Source organism: Photobacterium sp. (assembly GCF_033720175.1).
Taxonomy (GTDB): domain Bacteria; phylum Pseudomonadota; class Gammaproteobacteria; order Enterobacterales; family Vibrionaceae; genus Photobacterium.
The window spans coordinates 88,821-114,044 of sequence record NZ_JAWWDA010000002.1 but is presented as its reverse complement, the minus strand read 5'-3'; the positions used below and the strand labels follow the sequence as shown (position 1 = coordinate 114,044).

Annotated in this window: 26 protein-coding genes and 1 pseudogene; 18 read left to right on the top strand and 9 right to left on the bottom strand. The window is 48.1% G+C overall.

Annotated elements, in window-relative coordinates:
* Positions 1-6 precede the first annotated feature (6 nt).
* Together kbaZ and agaR are read right to left on the bottom strand one after the other, a co-directional pair.
* Positions 7-1,293 carry a tagatose-bisphosphate aldolase subunit KbaZ gene (gene kbaZ, locus R3289_RS03210; RefSeq protein WP_318924050.1) on the bottom strand — a complete coding sequence of 429 codons (1,287 nt, stop codon included), beginning with the start codon at positions 1,291-1,293 and terminating at the stop codon, positions 7-9.
* Between the two features lie 62 nt (positions 1,294-1,355).
* Positions 1,356-2,132 (bottom strand): transcriptional repressor AgaR, encoded by a 777-nt coding sequence (gene agaR / locus R3289_RS03205; RefSeq protein ID WP_318924049.1) that lies wholly within the window; start codon positions 2,130-2,132, stop codon positions 1,356-1,358.
* Positions 2,133-2,585: 453 nt separating this feature from the next.
* On the opposite strand from agaR, the pseudogene R3289_RS03200 reads away from it, so the two are divergent.
* Positions 2,586-2,876, top strand: a pseudogene (locus tag R3289_RS03200) (DDE-type integrase/transposase/recombinase); the annotation flags it as partial.
* Positions 2,877-3,248: 372 nt separating this feature from the next.
* Here the strand turns inward: R3289_RS03200 and R3289_RS03195 are convergent.
* The 7 genes from R3289_RS03195 to R3289_RS03165 form a co-directional block, all read right to left on the bottom strand.
* Positions 3,249-3,563, bottom strand: a complete 315-nt coding sequence (locus tag R3289_RS03195) for a heavy metal-binding domain-containing protein (RefSeq protein WP_318924048.1) — start codon at positions 3,561-3,563, stop codon at positions 3,249-3,251.
* A gap of 13 nt (positions 3,564-3,576) precedes the next feature.
* Complete coding sequence (locus R3289_RS03190; protein ID WP_318924047.1) at positions 3,577-4,023, bottom strand: GNAT family N-acetyltransferase; 447 nt, start codon at positions 4,021-4,023, stop codon at positions 3,577-3,579.
* Positions 4,024-4,079: 56 nt separating this feature from the next.
* Complete coding sequence (locus R3289_RS03185; RefSeq protein ID WP_318924046.1) at positions 4,080-4,823, bottom strand: dienelactone hydrolase family protein; 744 nt, start codon at positions 4,821-4,823, stop codon at positions 4,080-4,082.
* A 180-nt stretch (positions 4,824-5,003) separates the two neighbouring features.
* Entirely contained in the window at positions 5,004-6,917 is a 1,914-nt protein-coding gene (locus tag R3289_RS03180) for a methyl-accepting chemotaxis protein (RefSeq protein ID WP_318924045.1), read from the bottom strand.
* Positions 6,918-7,181: 264 nt separating this feature from the next.
* The gene (locus R3289_RS03175) at positions 7,182-7,973 is read right to left on the bottom strand and encodes a ribonuclease H family protein (protein WP_318924044.1); all 792 of its coding nucleotides are present in this window, start codon (positions 7,971-7,973) and stop codon (positions 7,182-7,184) included.
* Positions 7,974-8,112: 139 nt separating this feature from the next.
* A complete protein-coding gene (locus tag R3289_RS03170; protein ID WP_318924043.1) occupies positions 8,113-9,192 on the bottom strand; it encodes a methyltransferase in 1,080 nt (359 codons plus the stop codon).
* Positions 9,193-9,231: 39 nt separating this feature from the next.
* The gene (locus R3289_RS03165) at positions 9,232-9,618 is read right to left on the bottom strand and encodes a hypothetical protein (protein ID WP_318924042.1); all 387 of its coding nucleotides are present in this window, start codon (positions 9,616-9,618) and stop codon (positions 9,232-9,234) included.
* Positions 9,619-9,761: 143 nt separating this feature from the next.
* On the opposite strand from R3289_RS03165, the gene R3289_RS03160 reads away from it, so the two are divergent.
* From R3289_RS03160 to R3289_RS03080, 17 genes are read left to right on the top strand one after another with little or no spacing between them, the layout of a single operon-like run.
* Complete coding sequence (locus tag R3289_RS03160; RefSeq protein ID WP_318924041.1) at positions 9,762-10,550, top strand: beta-ketoacyl synthase chain length factor; 789 nt, start codon at positions 9,762-9,764, stop codon at positions 10,548-10,550.
* Between the two features lie 3 nt (positions 10,551-10,553).
* Entirely contained in the window at positions 10,554-11,369 is an 816-nt protein-coding gene (locus tag R3289_RS03155) for a lysophospholipid acyltransferase family protein (RefSeq protein WP_318924040.1), read from the top strand.
* A gap of 6 nt (positions 11,370-11,375) precedes the next feature.
* Entirely contained in the window at positions 11,376-11,633 is a 258-nt protein-coding gene (locus tag R3289_RS03150) for a phosphopantetheine-binding protein (protein WP_318924039.1), read from the top strand.
* 22 nt (positions 11,634-11,655) lie between these two features.
* The gene (locus R3289_RS03145; RefSeq protein ID WP_318924038.1) at positions 11,656-11,913 is read left to right on the top strand and encodes an acyl carrier protein; all 258 of its coding nucleotides are present in this window, start codon (positions 11,656-11,658) and stop codon (positions 11,911-11,913) included.
* Positions 11,910-12,470, top strand: a complete 561-nt coding sequence (locus R3289_RS03140; RefSeq protein WP_413466672.1) for a hypothetical protein — start codon at positions 11,910-11,912, stop codon at positions 12,468-12,470. Before R3289_RS03145 ends, R3289_RS03140 begins: the two co-directional genes overlap by 4 nt.
* Entirely contained in the window at positions 12,449-13,846 is a 1,398-nt protein-coding gene (locus R3289_RS03135) for an AMP-binding protein (RefSeq protein WP_318924036.1), read from the top strand. Before R3289_RS03140 ends, R3289_RS03135 begins: the two co-directional genes overlap by 22 nt.
* Positions 13,847-13,864: 18 nt before the next feature.
* Positions 13,865-14,215 carry a 3-hydroxyacyl-ACP dehydratase gene (locus R3289_RS03130; protein ID WP_318924035.1) on the top strand — a complete coding sequence of 117 codons (351 nt, stop codon included), beginning with the start codon at positions 13,865-13,867 and terminating at the stop codon, positions 14,213-14,215.
* A complete protein-coding gene (locus R3289_RS03125) occupies positions 14,215-15,903 on the top strand; it encodes a glycosyltransferase family 2 protein (RefSeq protein ID WP_318924034.1) in 1,689 nt (562 codons plus the stop codon). The genes R3289_RS03130 and R3289_RS03125 overlap by 1 nt, the downstream gene beginning before the upstream one ends.
* Entirely contained in the window at positions 15,893-17,440 is a 1,548-nt protein-coding gene (locus tag R3289_RS03120; RefSeq protein WP_318924033.1) for an aromatic amino acid ammonia-lyase, read from the top strand. Before R3289_RS03125 ends, R3289_RS03120 begins: the two co-directional genes overlap by 11 nt.
* Complete coding sequence (locus R3289_RS03115) at positions 17,437-17,874, top strand: acyl-CoA thioesterase (RefSeq protein ID WP_318924032.1); 438 nt, start codon at positions 17,437-17,439, stop codon at positions 17,872-17,874. Before R3289_RS03120 ends, R3289_RS03115 begins: the two co-directional genes overlap by 4 nt.
* Complete coding sequence (locus tag R3289_RS03110; RefSeq protein ID WP_413466661.1) at positions 17,858-18,526, top strand: LolA family protein; 669 nt, start codon at positions 17,858-17,860, stop codon at positions 18,524-18,526. The genes R3289_RS03115 and R3289_RS03110 overlap by 17 nt, the downstream gene beginning before the upstream one ends.
* The gene (locus R3289_RS03105) at positions 18,510-20,849 is read left to right on the top strand and encodes an MMPL family transporter (RefSeq protein WP_318924031.1); all 2,340 of its coding nucleotides are present in this window, start codon (positions 18,510-18,512) and stop codon (positions 20,847-20,849) included. Before R3289_RS03110 ends, R3289_RS03105 begins: the two co-directional genes overlap by 17 nt.
* A gap of 5 nt (positions 20,850-20,854) precedes the next feature.
* A complete protein-coding gene (locus R3289_RS03100; RefSeq protein WP_318924030.1) occupies positions 20,855-21,496 on the top strand; it encodes a DUF3261 domain-containing protein in 642 nt (213 codons plus the stop codon).
* A 15-nt stretch (positions 21,497-21,511) separates the two neighbouring features.
* Complete coding sequence (locus tag R3289_RS03095) at positions 21,512-22,786, top strand: beta-ketoacyl-[acyl-carrier-protein] synthase family protein (RefSeq protein ID WP_413466660.1); 1,275 nt, start codon at positions 21,512-21,514, stop codon at positions 22,784-22,786.
* Positions 22,779-23,258 (top strand): hotdog family protein, encoded by a 480-nt coding sequence (locus R3289_RS03090; protein ID WP_318924028.1) that lies wholly within the window; start codon positions 22,779-22,781, stop codon positions 23,256-23,258. The genes R3289_RS03095 and R3289_RS03090 overlap by 8 nt, the downstream gene beginning before the upstream one ends.
* Positions 23,255-23,980, top strand: coding sequence for a 3-ketoacyl-ACP reductase FabG2 (locus R3289_RS03085; RefSeq protein ID WP_318924027.1), 726 nt, complete (start codon positions 23,255-23,257; stop codon positions 23,978-23,980). Before R3289_RS03090 ends, R3289_RS03085 begins: the two co-directional genes overlap by 4 nt.
* Positions 23,977-25,209: a beta-ketoacyl-ACP synthase gene (locus tag R3289_RS03080; protein ID WP_318924026.1), complete on the top strand. Its 1,233-nt coding sequence runs from the start codon at positions 23,977-23,979 to the stop codon at positions 25,207-25,209. The genes R3289_RS03085 and R3289_RS03080 overlap by 4 nt, the downstream gene beginning before the upstream one ends.
* Positions 25,210-25,224: the final 15 nt, after the last annotated feature.

Here is a 25,224-nt window from a genome sequence, read left to right as displayed (position 1 = left end):
TGTTCCTTAATTTTGTCCAAACTTACAAGCCTTCGCATAAACACGAAGAACCTGACGAATTTTGTCGATAACGAATGCTTTAGGCGTAGCGTCTAATTCACCATTACGTACGGCATGGAATTGCTCAGGCAAATATTGACTTAATAACGGTAATGGGATCCCTGATCGTGATAAGTTTTCAAACAATTTACTCTGTGCAGTATTTATATTTTTATCTGGCCAGTAATAACGAATACGATCACTGAAGCTGTAACAACGGGCGAAACGTTGTTGATGCGCATCACCATGATAATATTTATTCCAATATTCAGGAGCTTCACACATCTGCTGTTCAATATGATCTTTAAGATTTGAACAATGTGCTTTTGCAATGCTCTCTTCTTCAATCGCACATAAATTAAATAAACCTTCTCGCATCGCAAACGTAAGAGCTGGCCCTACTTTTAAAATCGCGAAATGGTCATTAACTAAACTCTGATAAGCATTTTCTGTTTGATAATCTGTTGAGTGTGCCTCAAATATCAGATGGTCGTAATCATCAACAACACGACTTAATGTCTCGGCTTTTTCTGAGCAATAATCAATAACCCCAGTGTGATCAAATTCAACGCCAGGTTGTACAACTAAGCCGATAACCCGTTCCCAGCAAGTAGAAATACCTGCTTTAACAAACGCTTCCTGATGACAATGGATAGTTTTTCTGGCCGCATCAGGAGAGGTAACGTCCAATTCCTCTAACTCTTCTGCCGCACCACCTGGAACTGGTACTTCAGTACCTATCACATAGACAACATCACTGCGACCAAATGTATTTACTGCTGTACTTTCCGACACTTTAGCTAATCGAGCTGCACGCTCTGCTACAACTTCATCGGAAAGCGGCACCGGATCACCAGCGCAAGACATACTGCAGTCGAGGTGAATTTTCTTAAACCCAGCTGCAACATAAGCGGCGATAAGATCATCAGCTTTAGCCATTGCTTCAGCAGCCGGAAGATCTTGCCAACGATTAGGTCCAAGGTGATCACCACCTAAAATTAATTTTTCTATTGGGAAGTAAAGTGATTCCGCCAGATCAAAAACAAAATTTCGGAAATTAACCGGTGTCATACCGGTATAACCTCCAAATTGATCAACCTGATTGGAAGTTGCTTCAATCAGCAGAAAAGAATTATCGCTTAACGCCTGAAGAAGAGATGCTTCAATTACTAATGGATGCGCAGAGCAAACAGAATAAATGCCATTGCAGCCACCTGCTTTATGACGTTTAACAATATCTAGAAGGGTGTTCATGTACTAACTCCACAATCAACATTTGATATGTAACTATGGAGTTAGTAGTACTATTGTAAGAGCTATCTCTTTGTATCTACGATAACAAGATTGACTCGCATATCCCGAAGGCCTTGAGCATATTCTTCTGGAATATCAGAATCAGTCACTAAAGTATCAATATGACCGAATTCGCGAATCATGTGGCAGCTGTGTTTACCAAATTTACTTGAATCAGCAACTGCTATAACTTGTTCAGAAATTTCACACATCAGCCGGTTTAAACTGGCTTCCTGTTCATTGTGTGTTGTAATTCCTGATCGTAAGTCAAAACCGTCTACACCTAAGAAAACTTTGTCAAAGCGATAATTCTTTAAACTGTTTTCAGCTTGCGAGCCGGAAAAAGAGAGCGCATTCTTACGAAGTACACCACCTGTCATCAATACTTCTACTCCAGAAGCCGACGACAACTCCATAGCCACATCCAGACCATTGGTCATTACTACTACATCCTCAACATTTTTGAGGTTGGACGCGATTTCGCGAGTAGTAGTACCTGAATCCAGAATGACTGTGTCACCACTTTCAATCAGTTGAGCAGCAGCTTGTCCAAGTAAAGATTTAATGCCAGCGTTTTGACGGCGCTTTTCATGAACAGTCAGCTCTGCTATTACCCCTGTGTTTGGAATTGCAGCGCCATGAGAACGAACAACATAACCATTTTTTTCCAAAAAACTGAGGTCACTGCGAATGGTGACACTGGAGACACTAAATCGATCAGCTAGGTCCTCGACACGTGCTTTACCATCTTGGTTAACCACATTGACGATTTCCATCCGTCTTTCGACAGCACTTTTCATCTTGTTTAGTCTCCTCGCGAAACCAACCATCACTTTCGATTGATTTCGAATTAAGCTTACACCCAAAAAACAAAGCAACAACCCGAAAATTAAAATCTTGCGATCTCTTTCACAATCTTTCGGTATTGCCATCCTGATTTACGATATCTTGCACTCGCAAGATTAGAAATACAAAAAACGAAAAAACATCATACGTTAAAGCTAATAAATAATAGCCATACAAGTCACAATTTAACTTATTATTTCCTTCAAATCAAAAATACATCGGCTTTCATTTTGAAAGAAAGCCATGCAACATCGCTTCTTTTTTGATCTCATCCCAAGCTGCCAACCTTTCGTAGGCTTACGATGACACAAATAAATACCAACATGAAAACATGAAAAAAAGAAACGGCTCAGCTTTCGTTTTTTGCCTTTTTTACGAGTAATACTCATTCCGGTTCTGTCGCATCTTGGTACTACCTCTATCGGGCTGTCGATAAGTACGGTGACACAATCGATTTCATGTTGACTGAAAAACGGGATGAAGCCGCCGCCAGAAGCTTCTTTGATAAGGCGATAGGACGACATGGCTTACCAGAGAGGGTGGTCATCGACAAGAGTGGTAATAACGCCGCCGCGTTAGGTAGCTTGAATTGGCAGATTTGGTTTGCTGGCATAATCGGCGGGTTTATTGAGGTGCTCCAAGTGAAGTACCTCAACAATATCGTGGAGCAAAGCCACCGTGCGGTGAAATGGAAGATGCGGTACCGCGCTCGGATTCAAGTCTATCGAGTATCGCCGTTGTTGAGTTATGGAAGATGCTTCGCAAAGGTCAGATCAAAAATGCTGGAGATATGTCTGATAGGGAGCCATTTTACTCACTGGCGGTCTGATTATATCTGGGGATAGGTGTTTCTACATTCCAATTCCAAGATGCGACAGAACCAAGCCTTTAATGGGTAAGCAAGCAGAAGATATTCAAAACAAAGCCCCCGATTAACGGAGGCTTTGATTCATACCTATTTTCGCTGTAACAGTGCGTGAATATTTCTTACTGCCTGTTCGGCAGGTCTCATTTCAGATGCACTGTCGCTGAAAGCATATGACTTTGCACGTATCACATTTATTACACCGTTAGCGTAGTTTTACCGCTGTACCATAAGCCAGAATTTCTGATGCGCCTTCCATGATGGCGCTGGTAGTAAAGCGCAGGTTGACAATCGCGTCAGCGCCCAAAGATTCAGCTTCGGCAATCGCTCGGTTCAGCGCTTCTTCCCGAGCTTCTGTCAGCATTTCGGTATAGCCTCTGATCTCACCACCAAAGATGGTTTTAAAACCGGCCATAATATCTCGTCCGACATGCTTCGATTGCACGATATTGCCCGTAACCACGCCGAGCGTTTCTTTGATCTCGCGGGCTGAAATATCGGGTGTTGTGACACATAACATACCTTAAACTCCCTTAAAAACGGTACTCAAATGGAATACAACCACCGGGTAAAGGTTTGGCGTCACCTATCTGCTCAAAGCCCACGCGATGATAGAAACCCGCAGCATGGTTTGATGAAGAAAGCTTTACCCGGCCTTTTGCAGATCGATTCTTACAGGCAGACAGCGCTTTTAAAACCAAGTCTCTGCCTATCCCTCTGGCATGATAATCCGGATCGACAAACAAGTTGGCCAGATTCCAGTGATTTTTGACCAACACGACACCGACTATCCTGCCATCGAGACGATACAGAAAATGTGCGGCACTTTGCTTATTATCCTTCCACCACAAAACATTATCCGCACAATGGTTGACCAGATCATCGGCAATGGCATGAGGTACATCGATACAAGTCTTGATAGCGTTATCGATTAGCACAATTATCTCAGGAATATCGCTATCGGTTACTTCTTCAATCATGCAATATCTTTCGCTGTTGGCTTTGCCTATACCATAACGTTTAAAAACCTGATTAACTACTTCAATTCATTCAAATACGCCAGAAAACGATGCCATGATTTATGATCTGCCTCTTCACGATAATTGGGAGAATCGAACACCGTAAAGGCGTGAGGTGCGCCGCTGTAAACAATCATTTCGTGACTAACCTGACTCGCTTCTAACGCTTTCGACAGAGCGGCAAAGTCTTCCATTGAAATAGCCTGATCTGCCGCGCCGTGCATGACCAGCACACTTCCTTTCGTTTTGGCATAATCCTGATCTTGCGGGGTTTTCAGCCCACCATGAAAAGTGACAAAACCTTTCATATCTGCACCGGAACGGGCAAGTTCTAAAACGGCGGCACCACCAAAGCAATATCCCATGGCAACAACGTCATCGGTTTGCGCTCCCTTGGCTTCTGCTGCTTTTAGTCCGCCATTAAGCAAGTCGCGCATTTTCTGCCTGTCTTTATAGAGTTCGCCGGTATGCTGGCGCTTGTCTTCAACTTTTGTCGGCCTGATCCCGGCACCAAACAAATCAACGGCAAATACAGCGTATCCTTCTTCAACCAGCATCTCGGCACGCTTTATTTCGTAGTCAGTTAATCCGTCCCAGTCATGAACCATCAATATCAACGGAGCATCTTTAGCCGGTGATATATAGTATCCCTCATAATTTTGCCCGTTTACCTGGTAACTCACTGACTCACCCTGCAGCGCCAGAACTGAACCGGAGACAAACAGTAATCCTGCCAATATCATTTTTATTCTGCTGGTCATCTTATTATCCTTTTAAGTGCCTGTTGTCATTAAACCAATCGTATTAGTGTAGTCCACACACTGCTCATTCAATGACCACTCTTGTTAGGTTTTCGATTATTTCGGTTTTCTACCGGCGAAAAAAAGCCAGCGTTCCAACGCTGGCCTTGAATACATGTTTAAGCTAAGGAATTAAATGACTTACTTAAGCTTAAATTGACTGACAATCGCCGCCAGCTGTTCGTTACTGCTCGCGAGGTTGCGTGTGCTGTCCATGGTTTGGGCTCCATTTTCGGTCAGCTGACCAACCATGTCCTGGATTGTCATCATGTTGCGGTTGATCTCTTCTGTAACCGTACTCTGCTCCTCTGCAGCCGTGGCAATCTGAATCCCGAGATCATTAATTTTGACCACAGATGTCGCCATCGTGTCCAGGCTATCGTTAACGTTGGAGGTCGTATCAGCCGTTTGTTGGCAACGCCGCTTAGTATCATCCATCGCGGTGACGACTGAACTTGTGCCCTTATGTAACTTAGTGAGCATTTCGTTGATTTCAGATGTACTCTGCTGCGTTCTGGCAGCCAGTGCTCGTACCTCGTCAGCAACAACCGCAAACCCCCGCCCCTGCTCTCCGGCACGCGCTGCTTCGATAGCAGCATTCAAAGCCAGTAAGTTGGTCTGATCGGCAATTTCGCCAATAACGCTAAGGACAGAACCGATTTTTTGAGCATCTTCACTCATGGTCTGAATATTGAGTGCCATGGCGTCAACTTCATCAACCAAGGCCGCCACGCTGCTTACGGCACCGTCAACCACTCGTTTAGATTCCTCGGCTTCATCACTGGTATCTTGCGTAAATGCCGCCGATTGTGAAGCACTTTGCGCGACACTGTCTGCCGTTGAGCTCATTTCATTTACAGCGGTGACGACCTGATCTGTTTCTAAAGCGTGAGAAGCCAAAACGGTATCGTTCAGCTCGGTCTGTGTCTTAAGTTGCTCGATACCTTCTGAAATATGCCGGGATGATTGGGATACTTCCAGCATCATCGCTTGCAAATTGCCGATAAAAGTATTTACCGCCTCGGCGATTTGGCCCAGATCATCTTTGGTATTCACATCAAGGCGCCGGGTGAGATCGCCATTGCCCTGCGATAAATCAACCACCGTGCTTTTCAACGCAAGAATTGGACGATACAACCGATTCAGTACTACCAAAATAATCGCCGAAGCAAAGAGGATCAGTAACCCGGCAGTGAATAAGGCGGTCTTCAAGGCTTCATCGACTTTAGCGTAAGCCACTGACTTGTCGATACCCACAAGCAGGTGCCAACGAGCCTCTTTATCAAGCTCAATGGTCTGGAAGTAAGCTATCTTGTCAACACCACCGAAGCGGTAATTGAAAATTCCGCTATCCGAGGCAAGCACCTTGCGCTCGAGTTCAGCAAGTTCGGGAAAGTCAGAAAGTTTGGTTTTACCGGGCTCATAGACTTCGTTGGTTGCCGCAATCGTTGTACCCTGGCTGTCATATAAACCAGTCATAGCACCGGGGAAAGGGGACTGATTAACCACATCGGTAAGCAGGCTCAACTCGATATCGGCAAGTAAAACACCGCGGAACTTGCCTCCATCGAAGAAAGGTTCAGCGATGCTGACCATCAGGTTGCCCGATGATGCCCCGGTATAAATACCGGTGATTACCGTGCTGCGCTTCTGCTTGGCAGACTTATACCAACCACGAGTACGCGGATCGTAGATAAATACGCTGCGCATACCACTTTTGGCACCATAAGAGCGGCCATCTTCAAATCCCACAACAATATCTGATGCTTTTGTCGCGTTCGCGATTTGCTTAACCATCAGGGTAAGTTGCAAATCACCGCGATCAGTCGCGAAGTCCGGTGCTGTTGCGATAAGGCCTTCTTTAATGGTATGAAACCAGTCGGTAATTTTATCAGATGAGCTCTCAATTTTGAGCATTGAATATTCATCAACATTACTCAGAATTGACGCTGAAAGCTGGCGATAGGAAAGGGAAGTCGAAATAGCTAATGAAGCGGTTAATAATAAGACAACGACCGCGATAATACGGCCCTTAAAACTCGATAATATATTCACGTGATGTCCATACTCTTCAAATACGTTCTGGTACGTTTTTAGTTAATTATTATTCATAATTATTACATAAGGTTACAGTTAGGAAACGTATGTCTATCACAAAACGATTGGATGACTAAATCAAAAACCGCCCAATAAGCGATTATGGCATAAACATCTATTTTCTGGCGGACTAAAAATGGCCAGAGGGAGCCCTGAACCTCGTATTTTGAATAGACCAATCAGCACCTTGGTACCGATTGGTATTAGGTCTTATTGCAGCCGTTAGCCCGCTCTCAGCGCAAGAATGTTCTGTATATCCAGGGGGCCTGAATACTGGCTGAAACGGACTTCTTGCTGGTCGATGCCAAAGATTGACATGCGGTCTGCCAACTCGTTACCTTCGATCCCGATGTGCGCCTTGACATGAGAGACAACCACGTCATCGCTTATTTCTTTATAGAGCTCATGAGCCTGCTGAATAATTTCAAGATTTTTTATATCTCCTTCCGTTCTCCTCTTCCACCCCTTTTTCTGCCAACTAAATGCCCAGTTAGTAATACAGTTTATGGAGTATTGTGAATCACAGAGAATTTGAACCGTTTTGCCATTATCAATCGCTTTTTTCGCTATCTGCAATGATTGATATAACGCGTTCAGCTCTGCTGAGTTATTGGTTCCCTGAGGGTTATACAGCCCGTACCACAGCTCGGCTAAACTTCCGTCGCGATACACCGCCACGCCCGACCCTGCTTTGCCTGGATTCGGATCGCAGCCACCATCGCAGTATATTTTGACGTCAAAATGTTGGGATGATGCATTATCCTGCTCTGCCGATTTCACACCGGTGGTTTTCAATGTCGCAGGAGCCTTACCTGCTGCACTGGCCGGCTTTTTCACCACGCTTTTACCCGCAGAACTCCATCCTGCAGCATAAGCCGCTTCAGCTTCCTGCTGAGAGGGAAAGGATTTGTATTTTGCCTGAGGATACTTATCAACCTGCTTTTTGGTATACGGCCAGCTCGTGAATACACCTGTTTCCCGACCCACCCATACAACGTAGAACTTTTTCGACATGCCTTTACCTTACATCTTTCTTTCGTACTGCCACACCTTTTAGTGGCAGCGCTAATAGTCACTCAATCTCGTCAATTGCACAATCGCTTTGCCATCCAGTACATATCGATGGCGTGCTCATTGACTCATCATTTGCCCGCTACTTCGATGGAAGAGAAGGTTTCAGCTCGAGTAACGTGTGGCCCAAGCCAATATCATCGGTCCGGGTCGCGACGTCAAAACCCGCTTCAGCGACAATTTCAAGGAAATCGTCACTGCGATAGAAACGGCTGTTGCCGTTAGCTAAACAGGTAAAATACAGTGATGTCGCATTCAGGCTGTAGGCAGCAGCGTCGTAACGCTGGGCATCCCAAAACAGTTCCAGAATATACACCGTGGCATCGGGTGACATTGCCTGGCGAACTCGGCGTAAAATACTGAGAATTTCCATTGGCGAGAAGCAATCAAGAAACTGGCTCATCCACCACACATCTGCGCCATTCGGCAAAGGTTGAGATGGATCCAGCATATTGGTTGGGTGACCTTTGATACGATCGGAAAAACCCTGTTGTTTGGCATTTTCCAGTGCCATTTCAATTTGCTGCGGCAGATCAATGATAGTCACTTCAACGTCGGGGTCATAATTACAACACTGCAGTGCCCATTTACCGGTATTGCCGCCAATATCAAAAAGACGTTTTGGTTTACGGGCAAAGACACGATTTAGCAAAACAGGAAAGGAACGATCTGAATAGAAATGATCAAAATTGAACCAGCTCTCTTTGGCTTTTTCAGGTAACTGCGATAAGCCTTCATAAATCGTTGCCCAGTCGCCCAGCTCTTTGAGACCTGCTGGCGTGCCTTCTTTAATCGCTTCGGTCAGGTGCATCATCGCGGCGTAACAAACATCTGCAGTGAAGTCCATATTCGCCTGAGTCATGCCATCATGTTGCAAGTAATGCCCCAGCTTTGCTAAAACATAGTTAGGTTTATTCCAGGTGACAATATGTGCACTCAGGGCCATATCCAGCAGCACTTTAACACCGTATTCGGAAACCTCTGTTTGCGCGGCAATTTGCTGAGCATTTAGGCCGTCTTGACCCGCCTCATCAATAGCAGCCAAAATGCCTAAATCACGCAATGTTCTTGCGGTATGAAACACAATTGGCGCAAACGCCAGTTTTTGAGCTTCCGTTTTTGCATCAAGTGCATTAAATGGGTCGCGTTGATATAAAGTCACAAAATAAGCCTAACTAATATTGTTGTTAAAAAATGGATTTTACTGAGCCAGCATCGCCAGCTTCTTCTTAATATCCACATCAAGATTATTTATCCACCGGTTGTAATTACGGTGAATTTTCCCGTCCTCATACTTGAGGTTGTCCGAATCAGCGTATTCGATTGAGTAAGTTTTCGCATTATAGGTAATATCAATGATCGCTCGATGTGATCTCGCCTGATATTCACCTCGGATTTTCCCCGGCGTTGTTTCCCGCATGACCCATCCTCGGCCAATGCCAGCCTCTATAATAGCTTGTTTTACGTGAGAGCTTTGAAGGTTAAATACAACTGGGGTATTCTCTACATTAAGGAGCGGTTGCACTCGACTACAACCCACTAGCGTAACAAACATAGCTGCGACCACCAGCCCTTTTATGAGTTTCATGGGGTTTCCTTATTCGATGAGTAGGCCGCGAAAGAGTCGTTGCCTGAACAATAAACAATCATATACTCTTCTCGTAACCATCTGACGGCAAACTTTACTTTTAATGATGGAACCGAGAAAGCAGGAAGTATACAATCCCCCCAATGAACAGTGTACATTTTAACATCATTAACTGGCAGGCACTTTCTCCAGGCTTAATCGATCCGGCAGCATGGGCGACCTGGGCAGACAATCATCAGATCTGGCCAGAAACTCCCGTGCCGGTTCCCAGCACCCTGATCCCGGCGATGATGCGCCGTCGTATGAGCTCATTGAGCAAGCTTGCTATGCAAACAGCGATCTCCCTGATCCAACAAATACCTGATCAGGACATTGATTACATTGTTTTTTCGAGCCGACATGGTGAACTGACCAGAACGGTCAAACTGCTGCAGGATATCCTTAATGGAGAAGATGCCTCTCCCACCGCATTTTCGCAATCCGTCCATAATACGGCTGCAGGTTTATTTACCATTGCAACCCGAAAGGCGATTCCGGTCGCCTCAATTGGTGCTGGCGAAAACACCTTACATTCCGCATTGATTGACGCTGCCGCCTATTTAGCCGAATACCCGAATCATCGCGTGCTGGTTGTCGATTTTGATGAGCCACTCCCAAGCCCGTATCAGCAATTTGACGTGGGCCACTACCAGAGGTACGCACTGGGGATGGTGTTAACCGGTGGTGGTGATTACCAACTATCCTGGGAGCCAGTATCAAGTCAGACTGTCACTGGTTCACCACAAGCCCCCTTTTCTGAAAAGCCGTTATCAGAAGCGCCGTCACCGGAAGAACAGATGCCGCAATCTCTTGGTGTCATTGCTAATTTACTGAGCAATAACAACACATGGTCGATAGCTGCGCGGCGAACGCATTGGCATTGGAAGCGTTAATTCGTGGCGGACCAATCTTTATCTCTGTCTCAACGCATCAATAAAATCTGGCGCGTATTTGCAACCGGTCTCTGTTTTTCATTGTTCGGCCTTGGGGCTCTTTGCCTGACGTTTATCATCTTTCCTCTGATAACAATATCAACAAAAAATCAGGCACAGCGAGAATTGAAAGTGCAATCAATCATTCGTCACTCTTTCGCGTTCTTTTGCCAGACGATGCGGTTCTGGGGAGCCATTGACTACAAATTTATCGGCGAGGAAGTACTGCAACAAGATCGCAACTGCTTAATTGTCGCCAATCACCCGAGTTTGATTGACTACGTGTTAATTGCGTCGCGTTTACCGCAATGCGACTGTTTAGTTAAAGCGGCTATATGGCACAATCCATTTATGAAAGGGATTGTAAAAGCAGCAGGTTATATTCCAAATCGCGATCCTGAGAGCTTACTGGAAGACTGCAGCGTAAGGCTTAAAAGTGGCAATGTCTTATTAGTTTTTCCGGAAGGTACGCGTACAACGCCGGGCCAGGCCTCGAAACTTCAGCGAGGGGCGGCACAAATAGCGGTCAGAACCCAAACAGATGTACGCGTGGTCCATATTACCGTTAAGCCCAGCTTTTTAACCAAAGAGAAAAAATGGTATCAGGTACCGGATACCAAACCCTTTTTTCGCATAGACGTGAAGGAGAAAATAGACATTGCTTCTATTCTCCGCGAAACCAGTTCATCAACATCAGCGGCCAGGCAATTAAATCGCCACCTTGCGGATGTTATTTTTCCGCCTTCTGATGAAGGCATAAATACGATTAAAGACAGGTAGGCCACTGTGGACCAATTACAAACTGAACTAAAAATGCTCATCATTGAAGCACTGAACCTCGAAGATATCACGGTTGATGATATCGAAACCAATGCACCACTATTCGGTGACGGTTTAGGCCTGGACTCAATCGATGCGTTAGAATTAGGGCTCGCAATTAAGAAAACCTATCACGTTGTGATCGATGCCGATGACACGAATACGCGTCAACACTTTGCTTCCGTGGCAAATCTGGCAAAATACATCTCACAGAACAAAGCCTAACGGCAAACAAAGCGTAACCATTATGACAGAAGTAAATCGTAACCAAATTTTTGAACTCGTACGTGATGCATTAGTGGAGTTATTCGAACTTGATGCTGACGCCATCAAACCTGAAGCACAGCTTTATCAAGAGCTTGATCTAGACAGCATTGACGCTGTGGATCTTGTCGTTCATCTGCAAAATCAGACCGGAAAAAAAATCAAACCAGAAGAGTTTAAATCTGTCCGTACCGTCGACGATATTGTCGATGCGGTTGTTAATCTTCTGAAGGCTGAATAATGCGTCTGCTGACGGTGCTGTCAGCGACTGCATTACTTGCTTACCCGCTAGCAGTTTATTACGGGCTTAGCCAATGGGGGCTGGGAACGGTAGCCGGACTGCTGGCGGTGTTGTTTTTGCTGCGGATCATCGCGGGAAACCAAACTCGTCTGCGCGAATTCAAATATATCGCCTGGCTCAGTGGTGGGGCCGGGATTGTTTTGACGTTACTTGGCGGCCTGTTTCGACAAGAAGGCTGGTTCACCTTTTACCCGGTGATAGTCAATACGCTGATGCTCGGTTTGTTCGCATCCAGCTTATGGCAGCAAGAAACCCTGATTGAACGTCTGGCACGGTTACAAGAACCGGACTTACCTGAAAGTGGCGTACGTTACACCCGAACGGTCACCAAGGTTTGGTGCGGATTTTTTTTATTCAATGGTTCGGTAGCGTTAGCCACCTGCTTTATGCCATTAGCGACATGGACTCTGTATAACGGCTTGATCAGTTATATTCTGGCAGGCTGTCTGTTTATCTCGGAATGGTTTATTCGCCAATGGATGCAAAAAAAGTCATGACCTCCAAATCATTAGCAAACCTGATGGCCTCTCCCCGGCCCGACTCTCAGCCAGTGGCAATTGCACAGGCTGATATCGTCTCCTGGTCACGGTTTTATCATGATGTCAGCCAACTGACTCAACAACTGACATCCAGCAAGCACCAGCGTTGGGCTATCTGCTTTGATGACAGCTACTATTTTGCCGTTGCCTTTATGGCGGCAGCGCACGCCAGGCGCCATCTTATTTTGCCCGGCAACCATCAACCTGCCGCATTAGCTGAACTATCAACCCACTTCGATGCAGTTTTGCATGATGGCGTATTTCAGCATAACTTCGATAAAGCCGCGTTTAAGCTACCGGCGTCATCTGCTGCAGAGATAACCAATTCCACCCGTTTTTCGCCATTACCTTTGAGTGACATTCGGTTAACTCTGTTTACCTCAGGCTCTAGCGGTACCCCGAAAGCGATTGAGAAAACCCTCGATTTGCTCGATGCTGAAATCGCCCAGCTGGAGACAACCTGGGGCGAGCTACTGTCAGACTCAATCGTTGCCAGTACCGTTTCGCACCAACATATTTACGGCTTGCTGTTCCGGGTATTATGGCCGCTCTGTGCCGGTCGGCGATTTGAACGATTTGACCTGATCTATCCAGAGCAAGTCATGGCACATGCCAGTCAGAACAGTACCTTAATCAGTAGTCCAGCCCTGTTGAAACGACTGACGGATGATCAGGCAACCACCGCCTATCGCGCCATTTTTTCATCCGGGGGCCCATTACCACCAAGTGCTGCCCAGCAGAGTTTGCAATTATTTGAGCAACTGCCGTTTGAAGTATTTGGCAGTACCGAAACCGGCGGTATCGGCTATCGACAGCAGCGGGAACCAGCAACCCCATGGCAACGATTCTCCTCTATCGAGATGGCATTAAATGCCGAGGGATGTTTGCGTTTGCGCTCACCGTTTGTTGATCCACAAAGCTGGTATCAAACCAGCGATCAATGCGAGCTGCTAGCGGATGATCAGTTTATACTAAAAGGCCGCGCTGACAGGGTGGTTAAAATTGAAGAAAAGCGGATCTCGTTAACAGAAGTCGAACGTCGCTTGTGCCAGCTGGAATGGATTGAAGAAGCAGCCGTTTTTCCGCTGCAAGAAACCAATCGCCTGATTCTGGCAGCCGTCATCACCCTGAGCGAGCAAGGTCACGCAACCCTATCAGAGATGGGTAAAGGCAAGTTCTGGTTGACGCTGAGACAGGAATTAAGGCTATGGCTGGAACCTGTCGGTATCCCCCGTCGCTATCGAGTCGTTGATGAAATCCCGCTTAACACCCAGGGTAAACGACTGATCAGGGACTTGGAACTGCTGTTCAAACAACAATCCAAAGACATTTAAGAGAAAGCCGGTACTATAATGACCAAACGTAAACCCACTATTATCGCTCAGCACATCACGGATGACCGTGCTGTACTGACATTGAAAGTCGATGCCGATATTTTAGATTTTCAGGGCCATTTCCCGTCACACCCATTACTGCCGGGCGTCACTCAAATTGACTGGGCGTTATTTTACGGCCAGACCCTCTTAAATGCCCACCCCAATTTTGCCGGGATGGAAGTGATTAAATTTCAGAACCCCATTTTACCCGACAGTATTGTCGAACTGAGCCTGAGCTGGTCTGAAGAAAAACAGAAACTGCAGTTTACTTACTCGTCCGCAAGCGGCTCCCACTCGTCAGGACGAATCAAATTGGATACAGAGTGATGACGACGTTCCACCCCTGCTTTCTGATCCCCTGTTATAACCACGGCAAAACCGTGCCGGCAGTATTAGATTCACTGGCAAGTTACAACTTGCCGGTGATTATTGTTGATGATGGCAGTAATGAACAAACCAAAGCGATTCTTGCCGAACAACAACAGCGCGAGCATGTCAGTGTCATCACCCTGCCAGAAAACCAGGGCAAAGGCGGTGCGGTCATTGCGGGTATTTATCAGGCATTTAAGCAAAGCTTCAGCCATGCCATTCAGATTGATGCGGATGGCCAACACAACTTAGACGCACTGCCCAAGCTGATTGCAGAGGCGCAAGCCCATCCAACGGCGTTAATTTCGGGTCAGCCCGTATATGACGAATCAGTTCCAAAGTCCCGCTTATATGGCCGCTATGCAACCCACATCTGGGTCTGGATTGAAACGCTCTCTTTTACGATCAAAGACAGTATGTGTGGCTTTCGTGCTTACCCTATCGGTCGCACGATAAAAATATTGGATCGCAATCAGACCGGTAAAAGGATGGATTTTGATACTGAAATCATGGTTCGTATGTACTGGGATGAGTGCGACATTCGCTTTATTGACACGAAAGTCATTTATCCCGAAGGAGGGATTTCCCACTTCGATGCGTTATGGGACAACGTGAAAATCAGTGCCATGCACACCCGATTGTTCTTTGGCATGTTACCGCGTATCCCTAAGCTATTAAAACGTCGGTCAAGCCAGCAGCAACATTGGTCTTCGCATGCCGAGCGAGGCACCATTATCGGCATTCAAACCCTGCTGGCGGTCTATTCACTGCTGGGACGATCCGCATTTAACTTATTGCTGAAACCGGTCATCGCCTACTACTACCTGACCGGAAAATCCGCACGTAAGACATCCGAATTATACCTGGACAAATTAACCACCCACGCCAGACGACAAGGAAGCGCATTGCCAGGAAAGCTTAGCAGCTACCAGCATCTGCTCTCTTTTGGCCATACCGTGCTGGACAAATTAGCGGCATGGCGGGGAGATTTTTCCGAAAAAAACCTGACCCTGCATGGCTTTGAACATTTTGAGGATCTTGTTCATCAAGATAGGGGGAGCGTGATCATCGGCTCTCATCTTGGCAATCTGGAACTGTGCCGGGCACTGAGTCGCCGTCATGAGAGCCTGAAAATTAACGCGCTGGTTTTCACCGAACATGCCGAGCGCTTTAACGCGGTCATGAAAGCGGTCAATCCAAAATCTGAGATCAACCTGATCCAGGTTAGCCAGTTGGGTCCGGATACCGCCATTTTGCTGGAACAAAAGTTAGCGCAAGGAGAATGGATTGTCATTGTTGGCGATCGCACCTCTGCCACTAAAGAGCAACGCGTCGTCTGGGCCGATTTTCTTGGCCAGCCAGCCCCGTTTCCGCAAGGGCCATTCATTCTGGCTGCGGTTTTGAAATCACCGGTTTACCTCTTATTTGGTCTGCGCGATGAGAATAAGAAAACACCGCATTTTGATATCTATTTCGAACCCTTTTGCGAACAAGTCAAACTGCCAAGAGGGCAACGTGAAGAGGCTCTAAAAACGGTCGTTAGCCAGTATGCCCGCCGTCTCGAACACTATACGATGATGGCGCCACTACAGTGGTATAACTTCTTTAATTTCTGGCAGTTAAGTGAAAAAAATAATGACAAATAAGCCCCAAGAAAAGATCCAATTCGGCGCAGAGCGCCTGACCATTGAAGATGTACTTTCCGTTGCCAATGGCAGCCTGGCTGAAATGAACAGCTCGGTTGAATTTACAGCAAAAATTGATCGTGGCGTCGCCTTTCTTGAGCGCCTGCTCAAGGAAGAGGGCGTTATATACGGTGTAACAACAGGCTACGGTGATTCTTGTACCGTCGCCATTCCGCCGAATCTGGTTGATGAACTGCCACTTCACCTGACCCGTTTCCACGGCTGCGGACTGGGCGAAAATCTTGACCACCAGCAAGCCCGTGCCGTACTGGCAACCCGGTTATGTTCTCTGGCACAGGGCGTTTCCGGCGTCAGCCATGATCTGCTTAATCAGATTGTTACCCTGATCAACCATGACATCTCACCGCGCATTCCTCAGGAAGGCTCTGTCGGGGCCAGCGGTGATTTGACCCCTCTGTCTTATTTGGCGGCAGTGTTAATTGGTGAACGTGAAGTTATCTATCAGGGTGAGATCCGCCCGACCGCTGACGTCTTCGCCGAACTTGGGATCAAGCCCATCAAGCTGAAACCCAAAGAAGGTCTGGCCTTGATGAACGGGACTGCCGTGATGACTGCGTTAGCTTGTATTGCCTATAAACGGGCAGAATATCTGGCACAGCTAGCAACCAAAATCACGGCAATGGTCTCTGTCGGCATGCACGGCAACGACTTTCATTTTGATGAAGCACTGTTTGCAGTGAAACCCCATCCGGGCCAGCAGCAAATTGCCAGCTGGTTACGCTCTGATCTCCAGGCTGATCGTCCGCCACGAAACAGTGACCGCCTGCAAGACCGTTACTCATTGCGCTGCGCGCCGCATGTTATCGGCGTGCTGCAAGACACTCTGCCATGGCTGCGTCAGATGATCGAAAATGAACTCAACAGTGCTAACGATAACCCCATTATCGACGGCGACAACGAACGCGTACTGCATGGCGGTCATTTCTACGGCGGCCATATCGCAATGGCGATGGATACCCTGAAAACAGCCGTGGCGAACATCGCCGATCTGCTGGATCGCCAGATGGCTCAGCTCATGGATTATAAATTTAATAACGGCCTGCCGTTCAATCTCACCGGTGCAGAAGGTGAACGAAAGCCTATTAATCACGGCTTTAAAGCGGTCCAGATTGGTGTCTCGGCGTGGACGGCAGAAGCGCTGAAACACACCATGCCTGCCAGCGTATTCTCACGCTCGACCGAATGCCACAACCAGGACAAAGTCAGCATGGGGACCATTGCCTCCCGCGACTGTCTGCGCGTGTTGCAGCTGACAGAGCAGGTAACCGCCGCGTCGCTACTGGCAGCATCGCAGGCGTTAGAGCTCCGCAAGCGCCATAATGAACTGGATGAAAACCACTTCAGCCCGGCGCTGAAGGCAATAACAGACGCGGTATTGCAAGACTTTGACCCTGTTATAGAAGACCGCCCGCTGGAAAGTGATTTGCGGCGCTTCATCGCAAAAATTCAGCAGCAACACTGGGAACTGTATAAATGACAAAAAATGTGACTCACTTAAGCGCTGAAGTCACTATGGTCACGTCCTTTCAGGATGCTGACCCTATGGGCGTGGTCTATCACGGCAATTACTTCCGCTTCTTTGAAGAAGCACGTCGAATATTGATGGAAAAGATTGATTACAGTTACCGGGAGATGATGGACTCCGGCTATATGTGGCCAATCATTGATACCCGGGTAAAGTACGTCAAGCCAATTCCGTACAATCACCGGATCCGTATTTCTGCTTCTCTGACCGAGTGGGAAAACCGGCTCCGAGTCGATTACGTGATCTATGATGCCGATACCGGGCAGCGTATGACCAAAGCACACACCATGCAGGTCGCTGTCAATATCGACAATGGTGAGATGTGCTTTGTGTCACCGACAGTATTCACTGACAAAATAGAGACATGGCATGCTGTTAATAACTAAGCCGATAATCAAACAGTGGGGGCGATTTCTCGGTGCGACTCTCTGCTTTAGTCTCACCGTCATGGCAAGTGTTTCAGCTCAGGCAATTTCATTGCCTGAGCTGCAGCAACAGCTCTCTCACCAGCCCATTGTGCGCGGTGACTTTGAACAAACCCGCAAAATGGAAATGTTCAATCAGCCGCTGACTTCACAAGGCCAGTTTCTGCTGGCTGAAAAGCAGGGGTTATTGTGGCAACAGACTGTGCCTTTTCCGGTATCGCTGATCCTGACCCAAGATAAATTAAGCCAGCAGGTCGCAGATCAGCCAGCCCAGGTTATTTCAGCCAGTGAAAACCCGATGGTATTCTATTTCAGCCACGTATTTCTCTCGCTGTTCAAAGGTGATACCAGCCAGCTGACAGATCAGTTCGACATGGTGTTAACCGATAATGCCAAAACCTCCACCAAAGCAAATCAGTGGCAGTTAGTGCTTACTCCCAAATCTGCCCCATTGAATGCCGTTTTTAAAACGATCACCATTAATGGGCAAGATTATATCAATAACCTGACACTGACTGAAATTCGTGGTGATATCACCGACATTACGTTTTCTAACCAACGTGCTGTACCCGCTGAACTAACCGCAGAAGAACAACGTGCCTTCCAATTCTAAACTTGCCGCCGTTTGGCTGTTGATTGTACTGTTACTGGCTGGTGCCTTGGGATACCAGCTAACAGCCAGCCGCCATACGCCGATTGAAACCAATATTCTGGCGTTGCTGCCTGAGAACCGGAAAGATCCGATAGCACAGCAAGCTTTCGATCAGGTTGCCGATAGCATGAGCAACAAAGTCATCTTTCTGATCGGCAGTAAAGATAAAACACAGCTGATCTCTGCCGCCGAGCAATTCTCAACCCAGCTCTCAACCCTCGGCATGTTCAGTGACGTCACGGGCAAACTGAGTCAGAATCTGCAACAAGCCTGGGGCCAGCTTTACTTTCCGAAGCGCTTTCAGTTATTAACATCAGAGCAAAAAACACGCTTACGAGAAGTACCCGAACAACAAGTCCAACGCGTGATCCACGCGCTTTACAATCCTTTTTCGGGTGTCACCGGCAACGAGCTGAAAAGCGACCCCTTCCTGTTGTTCCGGGATTTTTTAGCCCAACTGACCGCCCAGTCTGGCAGCTTCAAGCTGACTGACGGGTTCTTAACATCAAGCGACCAAGACCGGGACTATGCCCTGATCACCGCCGATCTGGCAGGCTCGGCCTATAATCTGGGATTACAACAGCAACTCCCCGAATTAGCCGCACTCGAAGATCAAATCCGCCAGCAGTTTGCTGTTGATATCCTCCATACCGGGGTGATTTTCTATGCCGCACACGGTACAGAAAGTGCCAAGAGTGAAATCAGCACCATCGGTATTGGTTCACTGCTCGGCATTGTCGTATTGCTATTGGTGGTCTATCGCAGCCCGCTGCCACTGGTACTGGCCCTGCTTTCAATTTCCTGCGGGCTGTTAGCGGCTTTTGTGCTTACCGTAGCGATTTTCGGCAAGGTACATCTGTTCAGCTTAGTGTTTGGTGCCAGCCTGATCGGGGTCTCGATTGATTATGCGTTCCACTTCCTGACCGATCGGTTAGCCGAAGGCAGTCACTGGGATGCGCGGCGAGGGCTGAAGCATATTTTTGTTGCCATCACTCTGGGCCTGATCACCAGTTTGATTGGCTATTTAGGCATGTTGATTGCACCGTTTCCCGGCTTGCAGCAACTGTCATTATTTTCGGCATTCGGCTTAGCCGCCGCTTATGCCACAGTGGTATGTTGGTACCCGATCCTCGCTCGTAATCCGAGTCAGCCTCGGATCTTGCCAATGACGCCATTGATGACGGCATGGCTGGCAATGTGGCAAAAGCCCGCGGTCCGTATTGCTCTGCCATCGGTCTTGCTACTCGCCTCGTTAGTCGGTATTTACCATACCAGCTATAACGATGATATTCGCCAGCTACAGGCCCTTCCTGCCGCACTTAAGCAGCAGGAAGAAACCATTAAGACCATCACCGGCATCAGTCATAGCCAGCAGATGCTGCTGGTCAAAGCAACCGACGAGCAGGCGTTATTAGCGCAGCTAAACCTGGTAACCGATCAGCTCGATACTATGATCGGAACAAGCACATCTCTCAAACAGGCCGCTTTAGCAGGCTATCAGAGCATTAGTCAGTACTTACCCTCGGAACAGGCACAACAAGATAATTTCCGGCTGATCCGCCAGCTCTACCAGCAACAGGGGGCGGCGCTGACTCAGCAACTTAAACTCAACACGAATATAAAACTTGATCATGACTTCAGTCCATTGACGGTTAATGAATTTCTGGCATCACCGGTATCAGCGCCACTGCGCTTTATGTGGCTGGGTAAACTCAGCGGTCAGCAGGCAGCCATTATTCTGTTAAGCGGCGTCAGAGATCCGCAAGCGATACAACAATTTTCAGCTCAGGATCCGGCGCTCAGTTATCTCGATAAAGCCGACGAAGTCTCTTCATTGTTTGGTGAATACCGGATACGGGTCACTGAACTGTTAGTGGCCGCCACCGGGGCTATTCTGGCCTTGCTCGCATGGCGCTATGGGCTAAAACAAGCAATCTTGCTGATTATTCCGCCGGTTGTCGCCGGCTGTGTCGGCATTGCGGTGACCGCCATAACAGGGGTACCGCTAAACCTGTTCAATCTGCTTGCGTTGATCCTGATCTTAGGTATCGGTATCGACTATACCGTGTTCTTTGCTGAACAGACCCAGCCCAAAAGTACGCTATTGGCCATCAGCCTGTCGGCAGCAACCACCCTGCTCTCTTTCGGCTTGCTGGCATTGAGCGCGACTCAGGCAATCCACAGTTTTGGGATCACCGTACTAACAGGTATCATGGTCGCCTGGTTACTTGCCCCGCTTTCCATGCCACAGCTGGTTAGCCACACAGATGAGGTAGATGGATGAGGCTCATGCCCCGGAGCATACGGTTATTAACGTCGGTTCGGTTAATAAAGCCAGTACCGTTAATAAAAGCCTGCATTCTGTTTTTTTTGATGACGGTGCTCAGTGGTTGTGCCAGCAAGCCTGAGCCCCTGGCCAATCAGGTCAATATCGCCCCTGATACTTATGTCACCCTGCCTGCCCCCGCAGCCCTTGGCCAAACATTAACAGCCAGCCAGCTCATTACTGCGCAATGGGCCGGACAGAGCCACCAGCTTCCCGTGCAGCTGCAAGTCGATCATCAAAAAATTGCGCTTGCCGGTTTTTCATCCTGGGGCTCACGTATTCTCAGCCTGACTTATGAAAATCAGACCATCGAAGCCAGCGTACTACCGGGGCTTGGCGACACGCTGCCGCAACCGGAGCAGGTACTGTTCAATCTGATGCTCACCCTGTGGCCGGCTGACGCCTGGCACAACCCATTGCAAACCATCGGCTGGCAATTGATAGAAATATCACAGCATCGTCAGCTGATTGATGATAGAGGTAATGTGGTCGCTGATGTTGACTATAAAGCAACCCCGCATCTCGCTGGTGACATCGTGTTTACCCATTACCCGTTGGGATACACCATTACGATTAAAACATTACATTACAGCCCATTAAAATAAGTTCGATTATTCGCGATGACCATAAAAATATCGAAAATCAACAGACTCTTGAAACACGGCCCCTGCCCGGTTTATATCCACGGGTGTGGTTTTAATTCTGCATTAGGCCTCAATGCCAAGGAGGTACATGCTCGTCTGCAACAGGGGCGTTCACCTGACATGATCCCTGTCTCAGGGTGGCTCAATGACGGAACAGAGACGGTGGTGGGGAAAGTGGCCAGTGAACTACCCGCTATTCCGTCACGCTGCAAACAGCAGGATACGTTTAATAACCGCCTGGCATTATCGGCACTGCTGCAAATTGCCGAGCCCATTGAACAAGCCATTGCCCAATATGGCCATGATCGTATTGCCGTTATTGTCGGTACCAGCACTTCTGGCATTGCTGACGGCGAACAAGCGCTCACAGCCAATATTAAAGACGGTAGCTTTCCTGAAGATTTTCATTACTACCAACAGGAAGTTGGCAATACGAGCGAATTTATTGCCGATTACTTTGCCCTCACGGGGCCGGTCTACACCCTTTCTACCGCTTGCTCGTCCAGCGGCCGGGTATTTTTGTCAGCCAAACGGCTGCTTCAAGCCGGTATTGTCGATGCCGTGATCGTCGGCGGTGCTGATTCGTTATGCCGTCTGACACTCAACGGATTTCATGGTTTAGAGGCGCTTTCCAGCACCTTGTGCAACCCTTTTAGCAAAAACCGCGATGGCATCAATATTGGCGAGGCAGCTGCCTTCATGCTGCTGTCTCTTTCCGCCGAACTGCAACCTCTTGATGCTGATAAGCCACAACAAACCGGCAATAGTGACACCCCGCTTGCGTTATTAGGTGCCGGCGACAGTTCCGATGCGCACCATATTTCAGCCCCTCACCCGGAAGGCAACGGGGCAGAAGAAGCGATGCGAAAAGCATTAGCAGATGCGGGGTTAACGCCGCAAGATATCGGCTATGTTAATGCCCATGGCACCGCAACGCCGCTTAACGATGAAATGGAGGCCAAAGCCATTCACCGGGTATTCGGCCCGCATACGCCTGTCAGTTCAACCAAACCTTTCACAGGCCACACGCTGGGGGCAGCCAGTGCAGTAGAAGCCGCCATTTGCTGGCATATTCTGCGCTACAATCTCGATCTGCCCGCGCAGATCAATGACGCTCAGATTGCCGATACCTTAGCGCCGGTGAATCTGGTTCAACCCAAGACAAAACTGACGAAACAGGCAGTTTTAAGCAATTCTTTTGCCTTTGGCGGCAATAACATCAGCCTGATCTTTGGGTATGTCCATGACTAGTATTCCCCACCTCCATCAACTGCTTCCACACGATACGCCGATGGTGTTGGTTGACGAGCTTATCGACGTCGGCGAAGAACATGTCCATTGCCAGGTCACCATCAGTGAACACTGTATTTTCTTCAATCCAGATAGCCGAACCATTCCGGGTTATGTCGGCATTGAGTTTATGGCACAGTCTGTTGCCGGCTGGTCAGGCTATCATGCCTGGCGACAAGGCGAAGCCTCGCCCATCGGTTTTTTACTTGGCAGCCGTCGCTATCAAACTAGCTGCAGCGCGTTTAAGGAAGGCGATATACTCGACATTTATGCCGAGCGCTTAATGGAAAGCAATGGCATGGCGGTATTTAGCTGCCGTATTGAATGTCAGGGCCAAGAACTGGCATCCAGCCAGCTGAATGCCTTCGTACCACCTCAAGAGAAATTAGATAAAATGTTAGGCAGTTTTCAGAACAATAGGAACCACTCATGATCCGACACGTGTTAGTTACAGGTGCGAGCAAAGGCATCGGACGTGCCATTGCAACTCAGCTGGCTAAAGATGGCTTTAGTATTGCCGTCCATTATATGAGTGATAAATCAGGCGCAGAGGCCACATTGGCCGAAATTGAACAAGCGGGTGGTTCCGGTCATCTAATTCAGTTTGATATCTGTGATCGCAACCAGTGCCGAGAACGTCTGGAAGCCGATATAGCCGAACATGGCGCCTATTATGGCGTGATCAACAATGCGGGAATAACCCGGGATACCGCCTTCCCAGCCATGACAGAAGAAGAGTGGGATGGCGTGATCAGCACTAACCTCGACAGCTTCTATAACGTGCTTCACCCGTGTGTCATGCCGATGGTACAAAAACGCAAAGGTGGCCGTATTATCACCATCGCTTCAGCGTCTGGCATTATGGGGAACCGCGGTCAAACCAATTATAGTGCCGCCAAAGCCGGCGTGATAGGTGCAACCAAATCACTGGCTCTCGAACTGGCAAAACGCAAAATCACCGTTAACTGTGTCGCACCGGGGCTGATTGATACCGGCATGGTCGAAGAGCACGTAAAAGAACAAGCGTTACCTCTGGTGCCACTTCGACGTATGGGGGAACCAGAAGAAGTCGCAGGGCTGGTCAGTTATCTGATGTCTGATATCGCCGCTTATGTCACCCGCCAAGTTATTTCTGTAAACGGAGGTCTTGTATGACCCGCCGCGTTGTTGTTACAGGTATGTCTGGTGTTACCGCTTTCGGTAATGACTGGACAAGCGTTGAGCCTAAACTCCGTGCATGTGAGAATGCCACCGTGTACATGACGGACTATGAGCAGTATGACGGTTTAAATACCAAGCTGGCCGCCCCCATCGCAGACTTCACGTTGCCCAAGCACTATACCCGTAAAAAGATCCGCTCAATGGGCCGGGTTTCCAAGCTTTCCACTCTTGCAACTGAAAATGCCCTGATCCAAAGCGGCTTGATCGATAACGACGTGCTGACCAACGGCCAGACCGGTATTGCCTACGGTTCATCAACGGGCAGTACCGCGGCAATCGGTGCCTTCGGGGTGATGCTAAATGAAAAGACCACCAAAGCGATCACCGCGACCACTTATGTCCAGATGATGCCACACACCACCGCGGTGAATGTCGGTTTGTTCTTCGGTTTGCGCGGCCGGGTGATCCCGACCAGCAGTGCCTGTACATCTGGCAGCCAGGCCATTGGCTATGCTTATGAAGCCATTAAGCATGGCTACCAGACCGTCATGGTTGCTGGCGGGGCAGAAGAGCTATGCCCGACTGAATCCGCGGTCTTTGATACGCTATTTGCAACCAGCTTGAAAAACGATGTGCCGAAGTCCACTCCCCGCCCATACGATGCTGAACGTGATGGCCTGGTGATTGGTGAAGGTGCAGGTACATTAGTACTGGAAGAGTACGAACATGCTGTTGCCCGCGGGGCGAAGATTTATGCAGAGCTTGTCGGCTTTGCTACCAACTGCGATGCAGCCCATGTCACCCAGCCTCAAATGGATACAATGCAGATCTGTATGGAAATGGCACTGAAAGATGCCAAGCTTTCAGCTGATGCCATCGACTACATCTCAGCCCATGGTACCGCAACGGAAAAAGGCGATATTGCTGAAAGCAATGCCACGGCCAACATCTTCGGCAATAAAGCGCCGATCAGCTCGCTAAAAAGCTACTTCGGCCATACGTTAGGTGCCTGCGGTGCGATTGAAGCGTGGTTAAGTTTGGAAATGATGAACAGCGGCTGGTTTAACCCGACCCTGAATCTGGAGCACATTGATGAACGCTGTGGCAACCTCGACTACATTTCAGGACTAGGCCGCGAGTTAGATTGCCAGTACATTATGAGCAATAACTTTGCCTTTGGTGGGATCAACACCTCACTGATATTCAAGCGCTGGCAGGGCTGACGTTAACTTAGCGCT

Bases quoted from the DNA above. Each gene is read 5' to 3' on its own strand.
- kbaZ (WP_318924050.1), bottom strand. From the start codon at position 1,293: ATGAACACCCTTCTAGATATTGTTAAACGTCATAAAGCAGGTGGCTGC.
- agaR (WP_318924049.1), bottom strand. From the start codon at position 2,132: ATGAAAAGTGCTGTCGAAAGACGGATGGAAATCGTCAATGTGGTTAAC.
- R3289_RS03195 (WP_318924048.1), bottom strand. From the start codon at position 3,563: ATGTTATGTGTCACAACACCCGATATTTCAGCCCGCGAGATCAAAGAA.
- R3289_RS03190 (WP_318924047.1), bottom strand. From the start codon at position 4,023: ATGATTGAAGAAGTAACCGATAGCGATATTCCTGAGATAATTGTGCTA.
- R3289_RS03185 (WP_318924046.1), bottom strand. From the start codon at position 4,823: ATGACCAGCAGAATAAAAATGATATTGGCAGGATTACTGTTTGTCTCC.
- R3289_RS03175 (WP_318924044.1), bottom strand. From the start codon at position 7,973: ATGTCGAAAAAGTTCTACGTTGTATGGGTGGGTCGGGAAACAGGTGTA.
- R3289_RS03165 (WP_318924042.1), bottom strand. From the start codon at position 9,618: ATGAAACTCATAAAAGGGCTGGTGGTCGCAGCTATGTTTGTTACGCTA.
- R3289_RS03160 (WP_318924041.1), top strand. From the start codon at position 9,762: ATGAACAGTGTACATTTTAACATCATTAACTGGCAGGCACTTTCTCCA.
- R3289_RS03145 (WP_318924038.1), top strand. From the start codon at position 11,656: ATGACAGAAGTAAATCGTAACCAAATTTTTGAACTCGTACGTGATGCA.
- R3289_RS03135 (WP_318924036.1), top strand. From the start codon at position 12,449: ATGGATGCAAAAAAAGTCATGACCTCCAAATCATTAGCAAACCTGATG.
- R3289_RS03130 (WP_318924035.1), top strand. From the start codon at position 13,865: ATGACCAAACGTAAACCCACTATTATCGCTCAGCACATCACGGATGAC.
- R3289_RS03125 (WP_318924034.1), top strand. From the start codon at position 14,215: ATGACGACGTTCCACCCCTGCTTTCTGATCCCCTGTTATAACCACGGC.
- R3289_RS03120 (WP_318924033.1), top strand. From the start codon at position 15,893: ATGACAAATAAGCCCCAAGAAAAGATCCAATTCGGCGCAGAGCGCCTG.
- R3289_RS03115 (WP_318924032.1), top strand. From the start codon at position 17,437: ATGACAAAAAATGTGACTCACTTAAGCGCTGAAGTCACTATGGTCACG.
- R3289_RS03110 (WP_413466661.1), top strand. From the start codon at position 17,858: ATGCTGTTAATAACTAAGCCGATAATCAAACAGTGGGGGCGATTTCTC.
- R3289_RS03100 (WP_318924030.1), top strand. From the start codon at position 20,855: ATGCCCCGGAGCATACGGTTATTAACGTCGGTTCGGTTAATAAAGCCA.
- R3289_RS03095 (WP_413466660.1), top strand. From the start codon at position 21,512: ATGACCATAAAAATATCGAAAATCAACAGACTCTTGAAACACGGCCCC.
- R3289_RS03090 (WP_318924028.1), top strand. From the start codon at position 22,779: ATGACTAGTATTCCCCACCTCCATCAACTGCTTCCACACGATACGCCG.
- R3289_RS03085 (WP_318924027.1), top strand. From the start codon at position 23,255: ATGATCCGACACGTGTTAGTTACAGGTGCGAGCAAAGGCATCGGACGT.
- R3289_RS03080 (WP_318924026.1), top strand. From the start codon at position 23,977: ATGACCCGCCGCGTTGTTGTTACAGGTATGTCTGGTGTTACCGCTTTC.